The 16,442-nt window shown below is 66.4% G+C and carries 15 protein-coding genes and 1 riboswitch; of the genes, 7 read left to right on the plus strand and 8 right to left on the minus strand.

Translation table 11 applies throughout. The features are described from left to right. Nucleotides 1-26 precede the first annotated feature (26 nt). The 6 genes from E8F06_RS04715 to cbiE form a co-directional block, all read right to left on the minus strand. A complete protein-coding gene (locus E8F06_RS04715; RefSeq protein ID WP_280364743.1) occupies nucleotides 27-344 on the minus strand; it encodes a CcdB family protein in 318 nt (105 codons plus the stop codon). Then, the gene (locus E8F06_RS04720) at nucleotides 344-589 is read right to left on the minus strand and encodes a type II toxin-antitoxin system CcdA family antitoxin (RefSeq protein WP_280364746.1); all 246 of its coding nucleotides are present in this window, start codon (nucleotides 587-589) and stop codon (nucleotides 344-346) included. Before E8F06_RS04720 ends, E8F06_RS04715 begins: the two co-directional genes overlap by 1 nt. Before the next feature lie 77 nt (nucleotides 590-666). Beyond that, a complete protein-coding gene (locus E8F06_RS04725; RefSeq protein ID WP_280364749.1) occupies nucleotides 667-1,377 on the minus strand; it encodes a (2Fe-2S) ferredoxin domain-containing protein in 711 nt (236 codons plus the stop codon). Beyond that, nucleotides 1,374-2,105, minus strand: coding sequence for a cobalt-precorrin-6A reductase (locus E8F06_RS04730; RefSeq protein WP_280364751.1), 732 nt, complete (start codon nucleotides 2,103-2,105; stop codon nucleotides 1,374-1,376). The genes E8F06_RS04725 and E8F06_RS04730 overlap by 4 nt, the downstream gene beginning before the upstream one ends. Next, nucleotides 2,102-3,199 (minus strand): cobalt-precorrin-5B (C(1))-methyltransferase, encoded by a 1,098-nt coding sequence (locus tag E8F06_RS04735; RefSeq protein WP_280364754.1) that lies wholly within the window; start codon nucleotides 3,197-3,199, stop codon nucleotides 2,102-2,104. Before E8F06_RS04735 ends, E8F06_RS04730 begins: the two co-directional genes overlap by 4 nt. A 112-nt stretch (nucleotides 3,200-3,311) precedes the next feature. Beyond that, nucleotides 3,312-4,517 (minus strand): precorrin-6y C5,15-methyltransferase (decarboxylating) subunit CbiE, encoded by a 1,206-nt coding sequence (cbiE, locus tag E8F06_RS04740; protein ID WP_280364756.1) that lies wholly within the window; start codon nucleotides 4,515-4,517, stop codon nucleotides 3,312-3,314. 80 nt (nucleotides 4,518-4,597) lie between these two features. Further along, nucleotides 4,598-4,789, plus strand: a riboswitch (cobalamin riboswitch). 86 nt (nucleotides 4,790-4,875) lie between these two features. Here cbiE and cobG point away from each other — a divergent pair. The 7 genes from cobG (at nucleotide 4,876) to E8F06_RS04775 (ending at nucleotide 13,503) form a co-directional block, all read left to right on the plus strand. After that, entirely contained in the window at nucleotides 4,876-6,192 is a 1,317-nt protein-coding gene (gene cobG, locus E8F06_RS04745; protein WP_280364759.1) for a precorrin-3B synthase, read from the plus strand. Continuing rightward, complete coding sequence (locus E8F06_RS04750; RefSeq protein WP_226283405.1) at nucleotides 6,189-6,815, plus strand: precorrin-8X methylmutase; 627 nt, start codon at nucleotides 6,189-6,191, stop codon at nucleotides 6,813-6,815. Before cobG ends, E8F06_RS04750 begins: the two co-directional genes overlap by 4 nt. Further along, on the plus strand, nucleotides 6,815-7,561 hold the full coding sequence (locus E8F06_RS04755; protein ID WP_280364763.1) for a precorrin-2 C(20)-methyltransferase: 747 nt from the start codon (nucleotides 6,815-6,817) through the stop codon (nucleotides 7,559-7,561). The genes E8F06_RS04750 and E8F06_RS04755 overlap by 1 nt, the downstream gene beginning before the upstream one ends. Then, the gene (cobJ, locus tag E8F06_RS04760) at nucleotides 7,561-9,216 is read left to right on the plus strand and encodes a precorrin-3B C(17)-methyltransferase (protein ID WP_280364766.1); all 1,656 of its coding nucleotides are present in this window, start codon (nucleotides 7,561-7,563) and stop codon (nucleotides 9,214-9,216) included. Before E8F06_RS04755 ends, cobJ begins: the two co-directional genes overlap by 1 nt. Before the next feature lie 188 nt (nucleotides 9,217-9,404). Beyond that, nucleotides 9,405-9,902, plus strand: a complete 498-nt coding sequence (locus E8F06_RS04765; protein WP_280364768.1) for a sigma-70 family RNA polymerase sigma factor — start codon at nucleotides 9,405-9,407, stop codon at nucleotides 9,900-9,902. Further along, nucleotides 9,899-10,864 carry a FecR family protein gene (locus E8F06_RS04770; RefSeq protein WP_280364770.1) on the plus strand — a complete coding sequence of 322 codons (966 nt, stop codon included), beginning with the start codon at nucleotides 9,899-9,901 and terminating at the stop codon, nucleotides 10,862-10,864. The genes E8F06_RS04765 and E8F06_RS04770 overlap by 4 nt, the downstream gene beginning before the upstream one ends. A 224-nt stretch (nucleotides 10,865-11,088) precedes the next feature. Continuing rightward, nucleotides 11,089-13,503: a TonB-dependent siderophore receptor gene (locus E8F06_RS04775; protein ID WP_280364773.1), complete on the plus strand. Its 2,415-nt coding sequence runs from the start codon at nucleotides 11,089-11,091 to the stop codon at nucleotides 13,501-13,503. A gap of 302 nt (nucleotides 13,504-13,805) precedes the next feature. Here the strand turns inward: E8F06_RS04775 and E8F06_RS04780 are convergent, their stop codons facing one another. Both E8F06_RS04780 and garD read right to left on the minus strand, forming a co-directional pair. Continuing rightward, nucleotides 13,806-14,744, minus strand: a complete 939-nt coding sequence (locus E8F06_RS04780; RefSeq protein ID WP_280364775.1) for a 2-hydroxyacid dehydrogenase — start codon at nucleotides 14,742-14,744, stop codon at nucleotides 13,806-13,808. A 27-nt stretch (nucleotides 14,745-14,771) separates the two neighbouring features. Further along, nucleotides 14,772-16,328 (minus strand): galactarate dehydratase, encoded by a 1,557-nt coding sequence (gene garD / locus E8F06_RS04785; protein ID WP_280364776.1) that lies wholly within the window; start codon nucleotides 16,326-16,328, stop codon nucleotides 14,772-14,774. Nucleotides 16,329-16,442 lie beyond the last annotated feature (114 nt).

Consider the following 16,442-nt stretch of genomic DNA (forward strand, 5'->3'; position numbering starts at 1 on the left):
AGAACGCCCACGCTCCATCCTGCGGACTAGATCCCGGTAATCAGCAGGTCCAGAGCCGCAATGATTTCATTGCGCATGGCAGAGAGATCGGCGACCTGCTTGCCCAGTACTTTCCTGGATACCCCGGCCAGCAGTGGAGTGAGCATAACGACGGGCGTTCCCTCCACCTCGAAGAGCGGCATCAGGGTCTTCAGCACCTTGTCCTTCATCACCTCGGCCGTATAGAGAGGCACGACGACACGGGTACTCAACTCGGCGATCAGGTCGCTCTGCACATCGAGCAAGTAAGGAATGGTCGTACGGGTCGAAGGATTGGCGTTCAGATAAACGGCGAATTGCGGCATCAGAAGCTCCGCAGATCGTCGCTGAAGACGCCTTCGTCTTCCACGTACTGGTTGTAGGCGGCAATCGCCGCGCGATTTTCAGCCAGCCAGGATTCACGCTGCTTGAGCCTCAGCTCTTCCGCCAGGGCGTGTTCAAGTGCGGCGGACAGATTGATATCCAGCGCCCGCGCCTTGTTGAGGAGGTCGCTGTTGATGCTGAGGTTCGCGGCCTTCTTTGGAGCATGAGGATCGTAGATGGGACGCATGAGCAGGTTTCCCAGGCAATCTATGCGCATACCCTATGCGCATAGCAATACGACAGTCAAAGCCGGGGGCCGGACGGTCACCGCAAGCGCATCAACAGCTCCGGCACCTGCTGATCTTCGACGATCCGCTCCTGCACCCAGCGCAGCACCTCTTCCTCATCGCGAATGCGGTACCACTCGCCTTCCGGGTAGAGGCTGGCAGTTGGGCCTTCATCGCAGGGGAACTGGCATTGGGTGCGGGTGATGTGCACGCCGCCTTCGCACTCCAGCTTGCCGGCAGCCTTTAGGGTTTCCCGCATTTTCTTCCACAACGGCAAGGCACCCCGGCGGGTGCAGCGCGGGCCGTTGCACAGCAGCAGACGGCGGGCGTGGGGCGGGATGCAGGACCAGGAATGGCTCTCCGGCAGTGCAGCTACGTCCACGCAAGTCAGATGCAGTTCACGGCGTTCAGCCAGGGCGCAGGCGGCACCGGCCGGGTCGGTGTCGAACTGGCCCAGCAGGCTGGCGACGAAGAGCTGCTCAGGGGCATCCAACCGGCCCAGCTCGCTGCGCAGCCAGTCCAGGTGCTGGGACGAGGATTGCGGTTCGAGGTCGATCACCAGCAAGGGTCGTGGACTCGCCTGAACGCGCCGCCACAGCAGTTCGTGACCGGCGCTGGTGTCGACGATATCGGCCAAGGCTGACCCGCCACGCAATGCCAGAAGCTGACGGCGGAACAGCTCAGCGAAGGAGCCTTGGGCGAGGTCCGGCCCGGCGAACAGCACGCGGGCGTAGGGTGTTGCGTTCATGGGGTTTCCAGGTAGGTGGCGAGGGCCTGCCAGAGGCGCTCGACAGATTCGAATTCGCGGGTGACGGCAGGCAGCTCCGGGCGCTCGAGGATCAGCACCGGCAGCCCAAGCTCGCGGGCGACCTGCAGCTTGGGTTCAGTGGACTGGCTGCCGCTGTTCTTGCTGATCAGCACGTCGCTGCACAATCGGCGGAACAGCTCACGCTCGCCGTCGAGGCTGAAGGGGCCACGGGCGCCGATCACCTCGTAGCGTTCCCCGGCTGGTTGCCCTTGCAGACAGCGCACGGTCCAGTGCTGCTCTGGTGGGATCTCCTGCAGGTGCTCCAACGGTTCGCGGCCGAGGGTGAAGAAAGGACGGTGGAAGGATTTCAGCGCCTCGATCAGCCCGGCCCAGTCGGCCACGTTGCGCCAGTCGTCATCGGGGCCGGCCTGCCAACCAGGACGCCGCAGGGCCCAGCAGGGAACATCGGCCATGCCGGCAGCCGCCGCCGCGTTGTGGCTGATCTGCGCGGCATAGGGATGGGTGGCATCCACCAGCAACCCGATTCCCTCGTCGGCGATGAAACGCGCCAGCCCCTCGGCACCGCCATAGCCGCCGACGCGAACCTGGCAGTCGAGGTCCTCCGGCACTTTGCCGAGGCCGGCGAGGCTGTAGACGTGTTCAGGCCCCAGGCGGCGCGCCAGCGCCAGGGCTTCGGCAACGCCACCCAGCAGCAGGATGCGCTTCATCGCGGCTCCACCGCTTCGCCGACGATGTTGCCCTGGCGGTCGATGGCGAAGACTTCCAGCGCCACGCTGGCCGGCACCGTCTTGCGGGCGAAGGCCAGGGCATGGGCGCAGACCGCGTTGCCCAGCGGGATGCCGGCGTCATGGGCCATGACCAGCGCCAGCTGGCTGGTATTGGCGCCGTGCATGGCGTCCTGCAACTCGACGCTGGCTCCCAGTTCGGCAGCCCATTGCGCCAGCAGCGGGAGGTCGATGCTGGAGCTGCGGCTGTGCAGGTCCATATGGCCGGCGGCGAGCTTGCTGATCTTGCCGAAGCCTCCGCACAGGCTGAGCTTATCCACAGGCGCCTTGCGCAGGTGCTTGAGCACGGCGCCGGCGAAGTCGCCCATCTCGATCAGGGCGGTGTCATCCAGGTGATAGCGACGGCGCATGGCATCTTCGCTGGCATTGCCGGTGCACGCCGCGAGATGGGTGAAACCGTTGGCGCGGGCGACGTCGATGCCCTGATGGATCGACGCGATGTAGGCCGAACAGGAGAAGGGCCGGACGATCCCGGTGGTGCCGAGGATGGAAATGCCACCGAGGATGCCGAGGCGCGGATTCATGGTCTTCAGCGCCAGCTCCGCGCCGCCCTGCACGCAGATGGTCACCTCGAAGCCGCCGGGGTAGTGGTACTCGGCGGCGAGGCGGGTCAGGTGCTCGGTCATCATCTGCCGGGGCACCGGGTTGATCGCGGGTTCCCCCACCGCCAGGGTCAGGCCCGGCTTGGTGACGGTGCCAACGCCAGTACCTGCGTGAAAGCGCACGCCGGGCTCCGCGCCGAGGCGGACCTGCGCATAGATCAGCGCGCCGTGGGTCACGTCCGGATCATCGCCGGCATCTTTCAGGGTGCCGGCTTCGGCGCCGTCGTCACTCAGGCGACAGAACTCCAGGCGCATCAGCACCTGCTGGCCCTTGGGCAGGACGATCTCCACCGCATCGGCCGCCTCGCCGCCCAGCAGCAGGCGCGCCGCCGCCAGGCTGGTGGCGGTGGCACAACTACCGGTGGTGTAGCCACTGCGCAGGGGTGCGGGTTGTTCGGGGGTTTCGTCACGCATGGGGCTAAGGTCTGCTCAGGAGGTGATGTCGACTGGCGCCGGGAGGACGAGCCCCAATGTCGGAGTAATCCCGTATCCCGATACGTTGGGCTTCGCTGCGCTCTGCGCCAACCTACGCATCCTTGACCACTTCCAGCAAGGTAATTGGCAATGCCGAACGCCAGGTGTCGAAACCGCCCAGCGGCTGGGCCTGGGCGATGGCGATACGGGTGAGTTCACCACCGTGCCGCTCACGGAAAGCCACCAGCGTGGCTTCGCTTTGCAGGGTCACCGCGTTGGCGATCAGCCGGCCGCCGGGCTTGAGCTGGTTCCAGCAGGTGTCCAGCACACCGGGTTCGGTGACGCCGCCGCCGATGAAGATGGCATCCGGCGCGGGCAGTCCTTCCAGCGCGGCAGGAGCCTGGCCGGCCACCAGTTGCAGGCCGGGCACGCCGAGGGCATCGCGGTTGTGGCGGATGTGAGCCTGGCGGCCTTCGTTGGCCTCGATGGCAATGGCGCGGCAATCCGGGTGCGCGCGCATCCACTCGATGCCGATGGAACCGCAGCCGGCGCCCACATCCCAGAGCAGTTCGCCGGGACGCGGCGCCAGGCGCGCAAGGGTAACGGCGCGGACGTCGCGCTTGGTGAGCTGGCCGTCGTGGCGATAGGCGTCGTCTGGCAGGCCGGTGGTCAGCTGCAATGGACGGGTGCCCTCACCGGGCAGAACTTCGACGGCCACCAGGTTGAGTGCGGCGACCTCACCGAGGGACCAGTCGCAGGCAATGCCGTCGATGCGTCGCTCACGCTCGCCACCCAGGTGCTCCAGCACCGTGATCCGGCTGGGGCCGAAGCCACGCTCGGTCAGCAGTGCAGCGATGGCCGCCGGGCTGCTGCCGTCATTGCTCAACACCAGCAGACGGGCGCCGTCGTGCAGATGGGCATTGAGGGCCGCCAGGGGACGCGCGACCACCGAGAGCAGGGTGACGTCCTGCAATGGCCAACCCAGGCGAGCCGCCGCCAAGGAATAGGACGAAGGGGCCGGGAACACGCGCAGCTCTTCCACCGGCACCTGCCGCGCAAGGCTGGCGCCCACACCGAACAGCATGGGATCGCCGCTGGCCAGCACGCAGATCGGCGTGCCGCGCCGTTCCAGCACCGGCGCCAGCGAGAAGGGGCTGGGCCAGGGCGTGCGACGGGCGCGGATGCAGCGCGGCAGCAGGTCGAGCTGGCGCGGGCCGCCCACCACCTCGGCGGCACCCAGCAGGGCATGACGTGCAGCCTTGCCCAGGCCTGCATAACCGTCTTCGCCAATCCCCACCACTGTCAGCCAGGGCTGCATTTGCTCTCCTCGATTCTGAAAACGCCAAGGTCATTCGGCTTCCGACAGGCAGCCTTTTCCTCGGTCCGGGCAAAGCGGGCATAATAGCGCCCTTCATCGGTCGCTGGCGCTCACCTGACGAGCCCCAGCCTAAGAGGGAACACGGTCGAGCCGTGGCTGCCCCCGCAACTGTAAGCAGCGAGTCCATGCAATCTGGCCACTGAATTATCGGGAAGGCCGCACGGGACGACGACCTGCCAGCCAGGAGACCTGCCGGTGGAACCAGTCGCGTGTGTACGCATCGAGCGGGGTGTATCGGTGCAACGTTGTCCCTAGCCTAGGGAACCGGGTCGCCGCGACGCCAACCATGGTGACCTGAGTGAAGCACGCCCGACCCACATCGCTATCCGTTCGCGCCTCGGCTTGCCCGGGGCTGCTGCGCATCGTCCAGGCGAAGGACGGCGGCATCTGCCGGATCAAGCTGCCCTGCGGCCGCCTGCGTTCCAGCCAGGCCCGCGCCGTGGCCGCCGCCGCGACGGCCCATGCCGGCGGCGTGATCGAGGCCACCAACCGTTCCAACCTGCAGATTCGCGGCGTGAAGCCTGGTGCCGAGTCGGCGCTGATCGACGCCCTGCTAGCCGCCGATCTGGGGGCTGGTTCTCCCGGCGCCGACGACGTTCGCAACCTGATGGTCAGCCCGCTGGCCGGCCTTGATTCCAGTGCGCTGGTGGATGTCTCGCCACTGGCCGAGCAGATCCTCAGCCTGTTGCAGGACAAGTCGCACTTCCACGCCCTGTCGCCCAAGTTCGCCCTGCTGCTGGATGGCGGCGAGGCCATGGCGATGCTGGAACACCCCCACGATCTCTGGCTCTCGGCCATGGGTGACGGCAACCACGCGCAGTTCGCCTTTGGCCTTGCCGGCTGCCCGCCCCTATCCGGCGACGACACGCCTGCCCTGGCCGCCGTGCCGCGCGCCCAGGTTCCTGCACTGGTTGAAGCCGTGCTGGAACTGTTCCTCGAACTGGCGACGCCCGAGCAGACACGCATGCGCCACCTGCTCGCTGGACACCCACCGGGCGACCTGCTGCTGCGTCTGCAACAACGACTGGAATTTCCCCTGCTGCCGGCCGGCGACTGGCAACGCGCTGCCCCGCAACCCTTCGCTCACCTGGGTATTCGCGAGGGCCGCCATGTCGGTGGCGCGCCAACCCTCGGCCGACTGAATGCCGGGCAGCTCGTCGCCCTCGCGGATGTCGCTGACCAGCAGGGCGACGGCAGCCTGCGCCTGACGCCCTGGCAATCGATCGTGCTGCCCAACGCCGAAGATGCCGAGGCGGTCCTGCGCGCCATGCAGGACCTGGGCTTCGCCACCGATGCCCATGAGCCCCTGGCCCGCCTGATTGCCTGTACCGGTTCCGCCGGCTGCGCCAAGGGCCTGGCCGACACCAAGGCCGATGCACTGACCCTGACGCCGCTGCTGCCGCCCGGAGCGGTGGTCCACCTCAGCGGCTGCCCGCGCTCCTGCGCCGCCGCCCATGTGGCGCCCTTTACCCTGCTGGCCGTCGCCCCCGGCCGCTACGATCTCTTCCAGCGCGGTGGCGCCGGCTTCGGCCGTCTGCTGTCGCGCGATATCAGCATCCAAGAGGCCGGCGAACGCCTGGCCGCCTCTCCTGACACCTGGAGTTCCACCCCATGATCGAGTACATCCGCGATGGTCAGGAGATCTATCGCAACTCCTTCTCCATCATCCGCGCCGAGGCCAACCTCGCCGGCATTCCCGCCGACCTGGAAAAGCTCGCGGTGCGGGTGATCCACGCCTGCGGCATGGTCGATGTGGTGGAAGACCTGCGCTTCTCCCCCGGTGCAGGAGCTGCCGGCCGCGCCGCCATCGCCGCCGGTGCGCCTATTCTCTGCGATGCGCGCATGGTGGCCGAAGGCATCACCCGTGCGCGCCTGCCGGCCAACAACCAGGTCATCTGCACCCTCAACGATCCGGGCGTGCCAGAGCTGGCCCGCGAGCTGGGCAATACCCGCTCGGCGGTGGCCCTGGAGCATTGGCGCGAGCACCTGGAAGGCAGCGTGGTGGTGATCGGCAATGCCCCCACTGCGCTCTTCTACCTGCTGGAAATGCTCGATGCCGGCGCACCGAAACCGGCGCTGATCCTCGGTTTCCCGGTGGGTTTCGTCGGCGCCGCGGAATCCAAGGACATGCTCGCCGCCGACAGCCGTGGCGTGCCCTATGTGATCGTACGTGGCCGTCGCGGCGGCAGTGCCATGGCGGCGGCGGCGGTCAACGCCCTGGCCACGGAGGTGGAGTGATGACTGGTAAAGGACGGCTGATCGGCCTGGGCGTGGGCCCCGGTGATCCGGAACTGATTACCCTCAAGGCCCTGCGCCTGCTGCAATCGGCGCAGGTGGTGGGTTACTTCGTGGCCAAGGCGAAAGCCAGCCAGGGCCAGGGCGGCAACGCCTTCGGCATCATCGAGCAGCACCTCACCGACACGCAGCAGCGCATGCCCCTGGTGTACCCGGTGACCACCGAAAAGCTGGAACCGCCGCTGACCTACGAAACCGTGATCAGCGACTTCTACGACACCGCCGCCGAGCAGGTGGCCCAGCATCTGGAAGCCGGCCGCGACGTGGCGGTGATCTGCGAAGGCGACCCCTTCTTCTACGGCTCCTACATGTACCTGCACGACCGCCTGGCCGAGCGCTACGAAGTGGAAGTGGTGCCCGGCGTCTGCTCCATGCTGGGCAGCGCGGCGGTGCTCGGCGTACCGCTGGTGTACCGCAACCAGAGTCTTTCCGTGCTCTCCGGCGTGCTGCCGGAAGATGAACTCAAGGACCGTCTGACGGACGCCGAAGCCGCCGTGGTGATGAAGCTCGGGCGCAACTTCGACAAGGTACGCCGCGTCCTCCAGGACCTCGGCATCGCCAGCCGCGCCCATTACGTGGAGCGCGCGACCATGGCCAACCAGCGCATCGTGCCGCTGGATGAAGTGGACCCGATGGCCTCGCCCTACTTCTCGATGATCGTCATCCCCGGGCAGAAGTGGAGGGGATGATGGAACCGTCCAACGCCCCCGCCATCGTCCTGCTCGGCAATGGCGGCCTGCCGATTGCGAGAAGCATCCAGGCGCTTTATCCACAGGCGCGCATCCTCGGTCTGGCCGGGCGCGTCGAGCGTGCCGACGACGTCTACGCGGAGTTCGGCGAGACCCTGCGCGAGCTCTACCGCACCGATACGCCGATCATCGCCCTGTGCGCCGCCGGCATCGTGATCCGCACCCTGGCGCCGCTGCTGACGAGCAAGGGCGCCGAACCGCCGGTACTGGCAGTCGCCGAAGACGGCAGCGCCGTGGTGCCGCTGCTCGGCGGCCTCGGCGGGGTGAACCGCATGGCGCGGGAAATCGCTGCCGCACTGGAGGTGGCGCCGGCCATCACCACCAGCGGCGAACTTCGTTTCGGTACCTGCCTGCTGGAACCCCCGGCTGGCTTTGCCCTGGCCGATATCGAGCAGGGCAAGCGTTTCGTCTCCGACCTGCTGGGCGGCCAAACGGTACGGGTGCAGGGCGAAGCGCCCTGGCTGGACGACGTCCGTCTGCCCCTGGCGGATGAGGCGCAACGGGTCATCCACGTCACCGCCCAAGCGCGTGCGGCGGCAAGGGATGAGCTGCTGATCCATCCTCGCGTGACCGTTGCGCGCGTAGATGGCGAGGCCAGCGCGCAAGCGGTGCGTCAGGCGCTGGCCGACGCCGGACTGGCGCCGCTGTCCCTGGCCTGCCTGTTGGCGGATCGCTCGCGAATGGTCGATTCCGGACTGGCCGCCACCGCCGTCGAACTGGGCGTGCCGCTGCGTTTCATCACCGACGAGACCGCGCTGCCGCCGCTGCACCAGCAAGTCGCCGGCATCCGCCTCCATCTCGCCAACGAACCGCTGGACCCAGCCCTGATCGGCCAACCGCGCGGGCGCCTCACCGTGATCGGCCTCGGCCCCGGCGCCGCCGAGTTCATGGTGCCCGCCACGCGCCAGGCCCTGGATGAAGCCGAAGACCTGCTTGGCTACGAAACCTACATCCGCATGGCCGGGCCGCTGCGCCCCGATCAGGTGGCGCATTGCACCGACAACCGCGAAGAGCTGCAGCGTGCCCGCCATGCGTTCGAACTGGCCGCCAGCGGTCGCCGCGTGGTGGTGGTGTCTTCCGGCGATCCCGGCGTATTCGCCATGGCCGCTGCCGTGCTGGAGGCGCTGGATGAATCCCGCGATCCGGAATGGCTGCAGGTCGAGCTGCAGGTATTTCCCGGGGTTTCCGCCGCCCTCGCCACGGCAGCCAAGGCCGGCGCGCCACTGGGCCACGATTTCTGCCTGATCTCGCTGTCGGACAACCTCAAGTCGTGGGACGTGATCGAGAACCGCCTCGACCACGCTGCCGCCGCCGACTTCGCCATGGCCTTCTACAACCCCATTTCCAGGGCGCGTCCCTGGCAGCTGGGGCGCGCCCTGGAAATCGTCGCCCGTCATCGCAAGCCGGAAACGGTGGTGGTGCTGGGCCGCGATATCGGCCGACCGGCGGAGAAACTGACCCTCACCACGCTCGGCGAACTGACACCGGAACAGGTGGACATGCGCACCCTGGTGATCATCGGCTCCTCGCTGACCCGGCTCGTGCCGAAGGGCAACGGCGAGGACTGGGTCTACACACCGCGCTGGTATCGCTAGAGGTAGGAGCGAGCTCTGCTCGCGAACAAAGGCTTCGCTCGATGCTTCGCGAGCAAGCTCGCTCCTACAAACGTGCCGTATTCCGACGACCGCATCAGGCAAGACCTACAGTCGCTGTTGCAAAAGCCGAGGCGCATCATGAAAATGCGATTAGTTTTCATTTGTTATCGCATCTCGCGGTGGCCTTCATGTCGTCTCACATCACCCTCCGGGCGCTGTACAGCGAGCACCACGGCTGGCTGAAGAACTGGCTGCGCAGCAAGCTGGGCAATGCCGCCGATGCGGCGGACCTCGCCCAGGACACCTTCCTGCGCCTGATGGGCAAGGGCGAGAGCCTGGAGCTGCGTACACCGCGCGCCTTCCTGCGTACCGTGGCGCGCGGCCTGGTGATTGACCACTGGCGCCGCGAGGAACTGGAACGCGCCTACCTCGAAGCACTGGCGCAGCTGCCCGAAGCCGAGGCGCCCTCCCCCGAGGAACGCGAGCTGATCCTCGAACTGCTGGAGCGCATCGCGCAGATGCTCGACTGCCTCAAACCCAAGGCGCGCACCGCTTTCCTGCTCGCCCAGTGCGAGGGGCTGACCCACAAGGAGGTCGCCACGCGCCTGGGCATTTCCCTGCGCTCGGTGGAGCGCTATGTGGCCGATGCCCTCTATCACTGCTACCTGCTGCGGTTCGAAGAATGAGTGCCCAGAACCAAACCACCGCGCCCGATGAACAGGTAGTGCGCCAGGCCATTCAGTGGATGATGCGCTTGCGCGGCAATGGCGACGCCGAGCTGCAGCAGGCGTGCGAACACTGGCGCGGCCAGGACGCCAATCACGAGCTGGCCTGGCAGCGGGTGCAGCAACTCGACCGCGAGCTGGGCATGGGCCTGAAGGCTCTGCCCGGCGCAGGCCTGGTGCTGAATAACGCCAGAGCCGGCCTGCGCAGGCGTCAGGCGCTGAAGCTGCTGTCCGGGGCTGCTGTGGGTGGCACCGCACTCTGGCTGACCCGCGACATCACTCCTTGGGAACGCCTCACAGCCGACCTCGCCACTGCCACGGGCCAGCGCCGCGGCCTGGTACTGGCCGACGGCAGCCAACTGCAACTGAACACCGACACGGCGGTGGATATCCGCTTCGATTCGCAGCAGCGACTGATCGACCTGCGGCGCGGGGAAATTCTCGTCAGCAACGCCATCCAGCCCACACCGATGCGCGTGCGCACCGTCCACGGCCTGGTGGAATCCCAGGCCGCGCGCTTCGTGCTGCGCCAGGGGAAAACCGCCTCGCGGCTCAGCGTGCTGCAGGGAAGCGTGGTGCTGAACCCGGCCAATGGCCTGTCGAAACAGGTCGTCGAAGCGGGACAGAGCTTCGACCTGAGCCGGGATGGCATTCATCCGGTGCGGGAGCTGGGCATGGAGGCCGGGGCCTGGGTCGACGGCCTGATCGTCACCCGCGACATGCGCCTGGCGGACTTCCTCGCCGAGGTAGCGCGCTATCGCCACGGTCGTCTGGCCTGCGCCGAAGCGATCGCCGATCTGCGCCTGTCCGGCGTGTTCCGCCTGGATGACACCGACAAGCTGCTGGCCCTGTTACCCCGCACCCTGCCGGTGCAACTGCACTACCGCACACGGTGGTGGGTGAGGGTGGAGGCGCGGGCTTGACCGCCTGGCGGCGCTGATCCTGTAGGGGCGAATTCATTCGCCAAGCAGGCCGAAGGCCTGCCCTGTCCAGCTCCTTTGGGGCAGCTGCGCCACCCTTGGCGATTGAAATCGCCCCTACAGGTTTTGCCTTCGAACGAATTTGAATTTTTTTGGCGGGTTTTGCCGCCTGCCCCGGCAAGGGGAATGAATCCCATTAACCTTTGCCGATCCCCACGGATGCTTTCATGACCGCACCTCGCGCTTCCCACCTTGCCGTCGCCATTCGCAGCGCCCTGCTGTCCGTCGCCCTCGCCACTCCGCTGCTGCCCAGCGCCGCCATCGCCGAAGAGGCCACCGCCGTCGCCAGCCGCAACTACGCCATCCCCGCGGGGGCCCTGGATGAGGCGCTGAACCGCTTCGCCCGCGAGGCCGGCATCAACCTCTCTGCCACCCCGGCGCAGACCCGTGGACTGAACAGCAATGGCCTGAACGGCACCTTCTCGGTGGAAGCGGGCCTCGCGCGCCTGCTCGACGGAACCTCCCTGCAGGCGGAGAACCTCGGTGGCGGCAGCTTCGTGCTGCGTGAGACCCCGGCCGGCAGCGCGCTGGAAGTGCCCAGCACCCAGGTATTCGCCCTGGGCAACGCACTGGGCAGCGAGGACGGCTACCTGGCCACCCACAGCCAGATCGCCACCAAGACCAGCAAATCGCTGATGGAAACCTCGCAGTCGGTCTCGGTCATCACCCGCGAGCAAATCGACGACCAGGGTTCCAAGACCGTCCAGCAATCCATGCGCTACACCCCCGGTATCTTCACCGGCCAGGTGGGCGCCTCGAACCGCTACGACTACATCGTGATGCGCGGCTTCGCCGACAACAGCGTCGACAACGTCTACCTCGACGGCCTGAAGACCATGGGCGACAGCGGCACCTTCAGCTCGATGCAGGTCGACCCGTACTTCCTCGAGCGCATCGACGTGCTCAAGGGCCCGTCCTCGGTGCTCTATGGCCGCAGCCTGCCGGGTGGCCTGGTGGCGCTGACCAGCAAGAAGCCGCTGTTTGATGACTATCACCAGGTCCAGGCAATGGTCGGCAACATGAACCAGAAGGGCGTGGGTTTCGACTTCAGCGGTCCGCTGGATGAGGAGAAGCGCATCGCCTATCGCCTGGTGGGCCTGGGCAAGGGTGGCGACACCCAGTTCGACCACGCCAAGGACGAGCGCTACGCCATCGCTCCGACGCTCGCCATCGACTTCAGTGAAGACACCACCCTGACCCTGCAGGGCTACCTGCAGCACGACCCGAACGGCGGCTACCACAGCGGAGTGCCGGCCGACGGCAGCCTGTTCCAGCACAACGGCCAGCGCATCAGCCGCGAATTCTTCGACGGCGAACCGGGCCTGGACGACTTCGATCGTATGCAGCGCATGTCCGGCTACCAGCTGGAGCACCGCTTCAACGACGTCTGGACCGCCCGCCAGAACTTCCGCTACCTGAGTTCGGACGTCGAGCTCTCGCAGGTCTACGGCTACCAGTGGACCGCGCCCGACAGCAACGAGCTGAACCGCTACTTCTCCGGCGCCAGCGAGGAACTCGAGGCCTACATCATCGACAACATGGTGCAGGCCGAATTCGACTGGGGCAGCGCCCGCCACACCCTGCTCACCGGCCTCGACTACCAGAAGCGCAAAACCCACGTGGACTGGACCAGCGGCGTCTCCACCCCGCTCAACGCCTTCGACCCGGTGTACGGCAATGAGAGCCTGAGCTTCCTCTCCGAGGACAACCACACCCGCCGCCTGGAGCAGACCGGCCTGTACATGCAGGACCTGATCGATGTGGACCAGTGGCGCTTCTCACTGGGCATCCGTCAGGACTGGGTGGAGGTCTCCGACGAGAACCGCACCGCCAATACCAAGAACGACGAGCAGTGGAGCAAGTTCACCGGCCGCGCCGGCGTGCTCTACCTCTTTGACAACGGCATTGCGCCCTACATCAGCTACTCCGAGTCGTTCAACCCGAACGCCTACTCCGACGCATCCGGCAAAGCCCTGGAACCCACCGAGGGCAAGCAGTGGGAAGCCGGCCTGAAATTCCAGCCGCAAGACAGCAACAGCATGTACACCGCCTCGGTATTCCACATCGCCCAGGAGAACGTCGCCTCCAAGCTGCCTCAGGACAACTTCTTCACCTCGGTGGGCAAGGTGCGCTCCCAGGGCTTCGAGCTGGAAGCCCACACCCAGGTCACCGAGAACTTCAAGGTCCTGGCCAGCTACACCTACACCGACATCACCTACGCCAAGTCGCTGGACGGCAACCAGGGCAACACCCCGAACCAGGCACCCAAGCACATGGCTTCCATCTGGGGTGATTACAACTTCAACGCGGGCGCCCTGGATGGCCTGCGCACCGGTCTCGGCGTGCGCTATGTCGGCAAGACCTGGGCGGACAAGGAAAACACCCTGCACGTGCCCTCCTACACCCTGGTCGACGCCCTCATCGGCTACGACCTCGGCAAGCTGGGCATGCAGGGCCTGGACCTCAGCCTGAACGCCAACAACCTGCTGGATGAGGATTACGTGGCGTCCTGCTACAGCCTCGACTTCTGCTACTTCGGCGAGAAGCGCAACGTTACTGCGACGCTGAGTTATCAGTTCTGATTGACCATCAGCGCCGACCAACTTCCCTCACCCCAACCCTCTCCCAAAGGGAGAGGGGGCAGTCCGCACGGTAGGCGACCTTTTGCCTGGGCGCCGCTTTTCTCCCCTCTCCCTCTGGGAGAGGGGCCGGGGGTGAGGGATGGTGAGCCTTGCTGGAACTCAAAAAGAATCGGCGCACTCGTGGTGCGCCGTCACTGCCATTCCGCAGCTCAAATTCGTGGGGAGGAAACGAAGCACCGCTTGTGGCGAGGCCTCGCATAGTGGGGTCGGCCGACGCGACCACCGCTATCAGGTCGGGCAGGTCAGACCACCGGGGTCAGCACCTCGCCCTTGTCTAGGAAGGCCTGCAGATTGGCGAACACCAGTTCTTCCATCTGCAGCCGGGTATCGATGGTGCCGCTGCCGATATGAGGCGCCAGCACCACGTTGTCCAGGGTGAACAGCACTTCAGGTACACGCGGCTCGGCCTCGAATACATCCAGCCCGGCGCCGCCCAAACGGCCTTCAGTGAGGGCTGCCACCAGCGCCTGCTCATCCACCACCGAGCCACGAGATACGTTTATCAGGATGCCTTCCGGCCCCAGGGCTTCGAGCACAGGCGCCGAAATCAGGTGGTGGGTCGCCGCGCCGCCAGGGCAGGTCAGCACCAGGAAGTCCGCCCAGCGCGCCAGCGCCAGCAGGTCCGGTTCGAAGCCGTAGGCGCTGTCGGCGTCCTGCCGACGGTTGTGGTAGCGCACCTGCATGTCGAATCCGCCGGCGCGGCGCGCCACATCCTTGCCGATGCGGCCGAGGCCGACGATACCCAGCCGCTTGCCGCTGACCTTGCGTGCCAGCGGGAAGTTGCCGGCCGGCCAGCTTCCGGCGCGAACGAAGCGATCCGATGCACTGATGCGCCGGGAACAATCGATGAGCAGCCCCATGGCCAGGTCGGCGACGCAATCGTTGAGCACGTCCGGCGTGTAGCTGACCTGAATGCCGCGCCGACGCGCCTCATCCACAGCAATGGCGTCGTAGCCGACGCCGAAGCTGCAGATGGCACGCACATTGCGCATGCGCTCCAGCATGGCCGCCGAGCAGCCGAAGCGTGCCGAAGTCACGACGACGTCAAACTCGCCGCCGTGCTCGTCGAGATAGGCCAGGGCGTTAGCCTGATGCCACAGCTGTACCACTTCGTGGTCGTCGGCCAGCCGCTGGTTGAAGCGCTCTGTCAGTGGGCCGACGTGAAGGACCTTGGGTTCCATCCGGTGTTCCTCGAATGATTTGCCGACTCAAGTTACAGGGGCGGGATTGAACAGCGTCAGATCGTTGTGCAGCCGATGCTTTTCCGCCCAGGTGCGTTCCTTGCCGCTGGCCACATCCAGGTAGTAGCGGAACAGCTCCCAGCCCAGCTCTTCGAGGGTGATGCGGCCAGAGGTGATGCGGCCGGCATCGACGTCGATCAGGTCGGGCCAGCGCTCGGCCAGTTGGGTGCGGGTGGAGACCTTGATCACCGGCACCATGGCGAGGCCATAAGGCGTGCCGCGACCGGTGGTGAACACGTGCAGGTTCATGCCCGCTGCCAATTGCAGGGTGCCGCAGACGAAGTCGCTGGCCGGAGTCGCGCAGTACTGCAAACCCTTGCCGCGCACGCGCTCACCAGGCGCGACGACGCCGGCGATGGCACTGTTGCCGGATTTGGCGATGGAACCCATGGCCTTTTCGACGATGTTGTTCAGGCCGCCCTTCTTGTTGCCGGGTGTGGTGTTGGCGCTGCGGTCGGCCATGCCGCGGGCGAGGTAGCGGTCGTACCAGTCCATCTCGCGCACCAGCGCCTGGGCCACTTCGGGAGTCGCCGCGCGCGGGGTGAGCAGGTGGATGCCGTCGCGTACTTCGGTGTTCTCCGAGAACATCACGGTGGCGCCGGCACGCACCAGAAGGTCGGAGGCGACGCCCAGCGCTGGGTTGGCGGTGACACCGGAGAAAGCGTCGCTGCCGCCGCATTGCATGCCCAGCACCAGCTCGGAAGCCGGGCAGGTTTCCCGGCGGCGCAGGTCCAGAACCTTCAGTCGATCCTCGATCATGCCCATGATCTGCTCGACCATCCCGGCAAAACCGCTGGCCGAATCCTGCAGGCGGAATAGCCAGGCTTCTTCGTCCTGGCCGGCGGTGAGTTCGTCGCCGGGCATCAGTTGCTCGGCCTGGAGCTTCTCGCAGCCAAGGCCGATCACCAGCGCCTGGCCGCCCAGGTTAGGGTTGCGGGCGATGTTGTGCAGGGTGCGGATCGGGATGATCGCGTCCGGCGCGTTGATCGCCACACCGCAGCCGTAGCTGTGGGTCAGGGCGACCACGTCGTCGACGTTGGGGTACTTCGGCAGCAGCTCCTTGCGCACCCGGTCGACGCAGTGGTCGAGCACCCCGGTGACGCACTGCACAGTGGTGGTCACGCCGAGGATGTTGCGAGTGCCGACGCTGCCGTCCGGGTTGCGGAAGCCTTCGAAGGTGTAGCCAGGAAGCTCAGCCATGGGCGCAGGCACGGCGGTGGCCATGGGCAGGTGATCCAGCCCCGGCGCTTCGGGAATACTCAGCAGCTCTTCACGCACCCAACTGCCACGGGGAATTTCCCGCAGGGCATAACCGATCACTGTGCCGTAGCGCAGCACGGCGCCGCCGGCGGGAATGTCCACCAGGGTGACCTTGTGGCTCTGCGGAATGGCTTCACGGGTGACCAGGCCATCGGGAAAGCGACCGCCCTCGGCGACGCCCTGTTCGTTGACCACGATGGCGACATTGTCGTCCGGGTGCAGACGCACGTGGCGCGGGGAGTCCTGGTGTTGGATCAACTGCATGGCTGACTCCGTTGTTGTTCTGGTTTCACGGCGGTGAACGATGCGTAGGGTGGATCACGCTTCACCGATCCACCATCGAAGGTGGGATCGGCGGCGATGGTGGATATGAAGAGC

The organism is Pseudomonas sp. BN411, assembly GCF_029871235.1.
Classification (GTDB): domain Bacteria; phylum Pseudomonadota; class Gammaproteobacteria; order Pseudomonadales; family Pseudomonadaceae; genus Metapseudomonas.

Coding starts and splice junctions, on each gene's coding strand:
- E8F06_RS04730 (WP_280364751.1), bottom strand. CDS start 2,105: ATGAAGCGCATCCTGCTGCTGGGTGGCGTTGCCGAAGCCCTGGCGCTG.
- E8F06_RS04780 (WP_280364775.1), bottom strand. CDS start 14,744: ATGGAACCCAAGGTCCTTCACGTCGGCCCACTGACAGAGCGCTTCAAC.
- E8F06_RS04715 (WP_280364743.1), bottom strand. CDS start 344: ATGCCGCAATTCGCCGTTTATCTGAACGCCAATCCTTCGACCCGTACG.
- E8F06_RS04775 (WP_280364773.1), top strand. CDS start 11,089: ATGACCGCACCTCGCGCTTCCCACCTTGCCGTCGCCATTCGCAGCGCC.
- cobJ (WP_280364766.1), top strand. CDS start 7,561: ATGGAACCGTCCAACGCCCCCGCCATCGTCCTGCTCGGCAATGGCGGC.
- garD (WP_280364776.1), bottom strand. CDS start 16,328: ATGCAGTTGATCCAACACCAGGACTCCCCGCGCCACGTGCGTCTGCAC.
- E8F06_RS04770 (WP_280364770.1), top strand. CDS start 9,899: ATGAGTGCCCAGAACCAAACCACCGCGCCCGATGAACAGGTAGTGCGC.
- cbiE (WP_280364756.1), bottom strand. CDS start 4,517: ATGCAGCCCTGGCTGACAGTGGTGGGGATTGGCGAAGACGGTTATGCA.
- E8F06_RS04735 (WP_280364754.1), bottom strand. CDS start 3,199: ATGCGTGACGAAACCCCCGAACAACCCGCACCCCTGCGCAGTGGCTAC.
- E8F06_RS04725 (WP_280364749.1), bottom strand. CDS start 1,377: ATGAACGCAACACCCTACGCCCGCGTGCTGTTCGCCGGGCCGGACCTC.
- E8F06_RS04720 (WP_280364746.1), bottom strand. CDS start 589: ATGCGTCCCATCTACGATCCTCATGCTCCAAAGAAGGCCGCGAACCTC.
- E8F06_RS04755 (WP_280364763.1), top strand. CDS start 6,815: ATGACTGGTAAAGGACGGCTGATCGGCCTGGGCGTGGGCCCCGGTGAT.
- E8F06_RS04765 (WP_280364768.1), top strand. CDS start 9,405: ATGTCGTCTCACATCACCCTCCGGGCGCTGTACAGCGAGCACCACGGC.
- E8F06_RS04750 (WP_226283405.1), top strand. CDS start 6,189: ATGATCGAGTACATCCGCGATGGTCAGGAGATCTATCGCAACTCCTTC.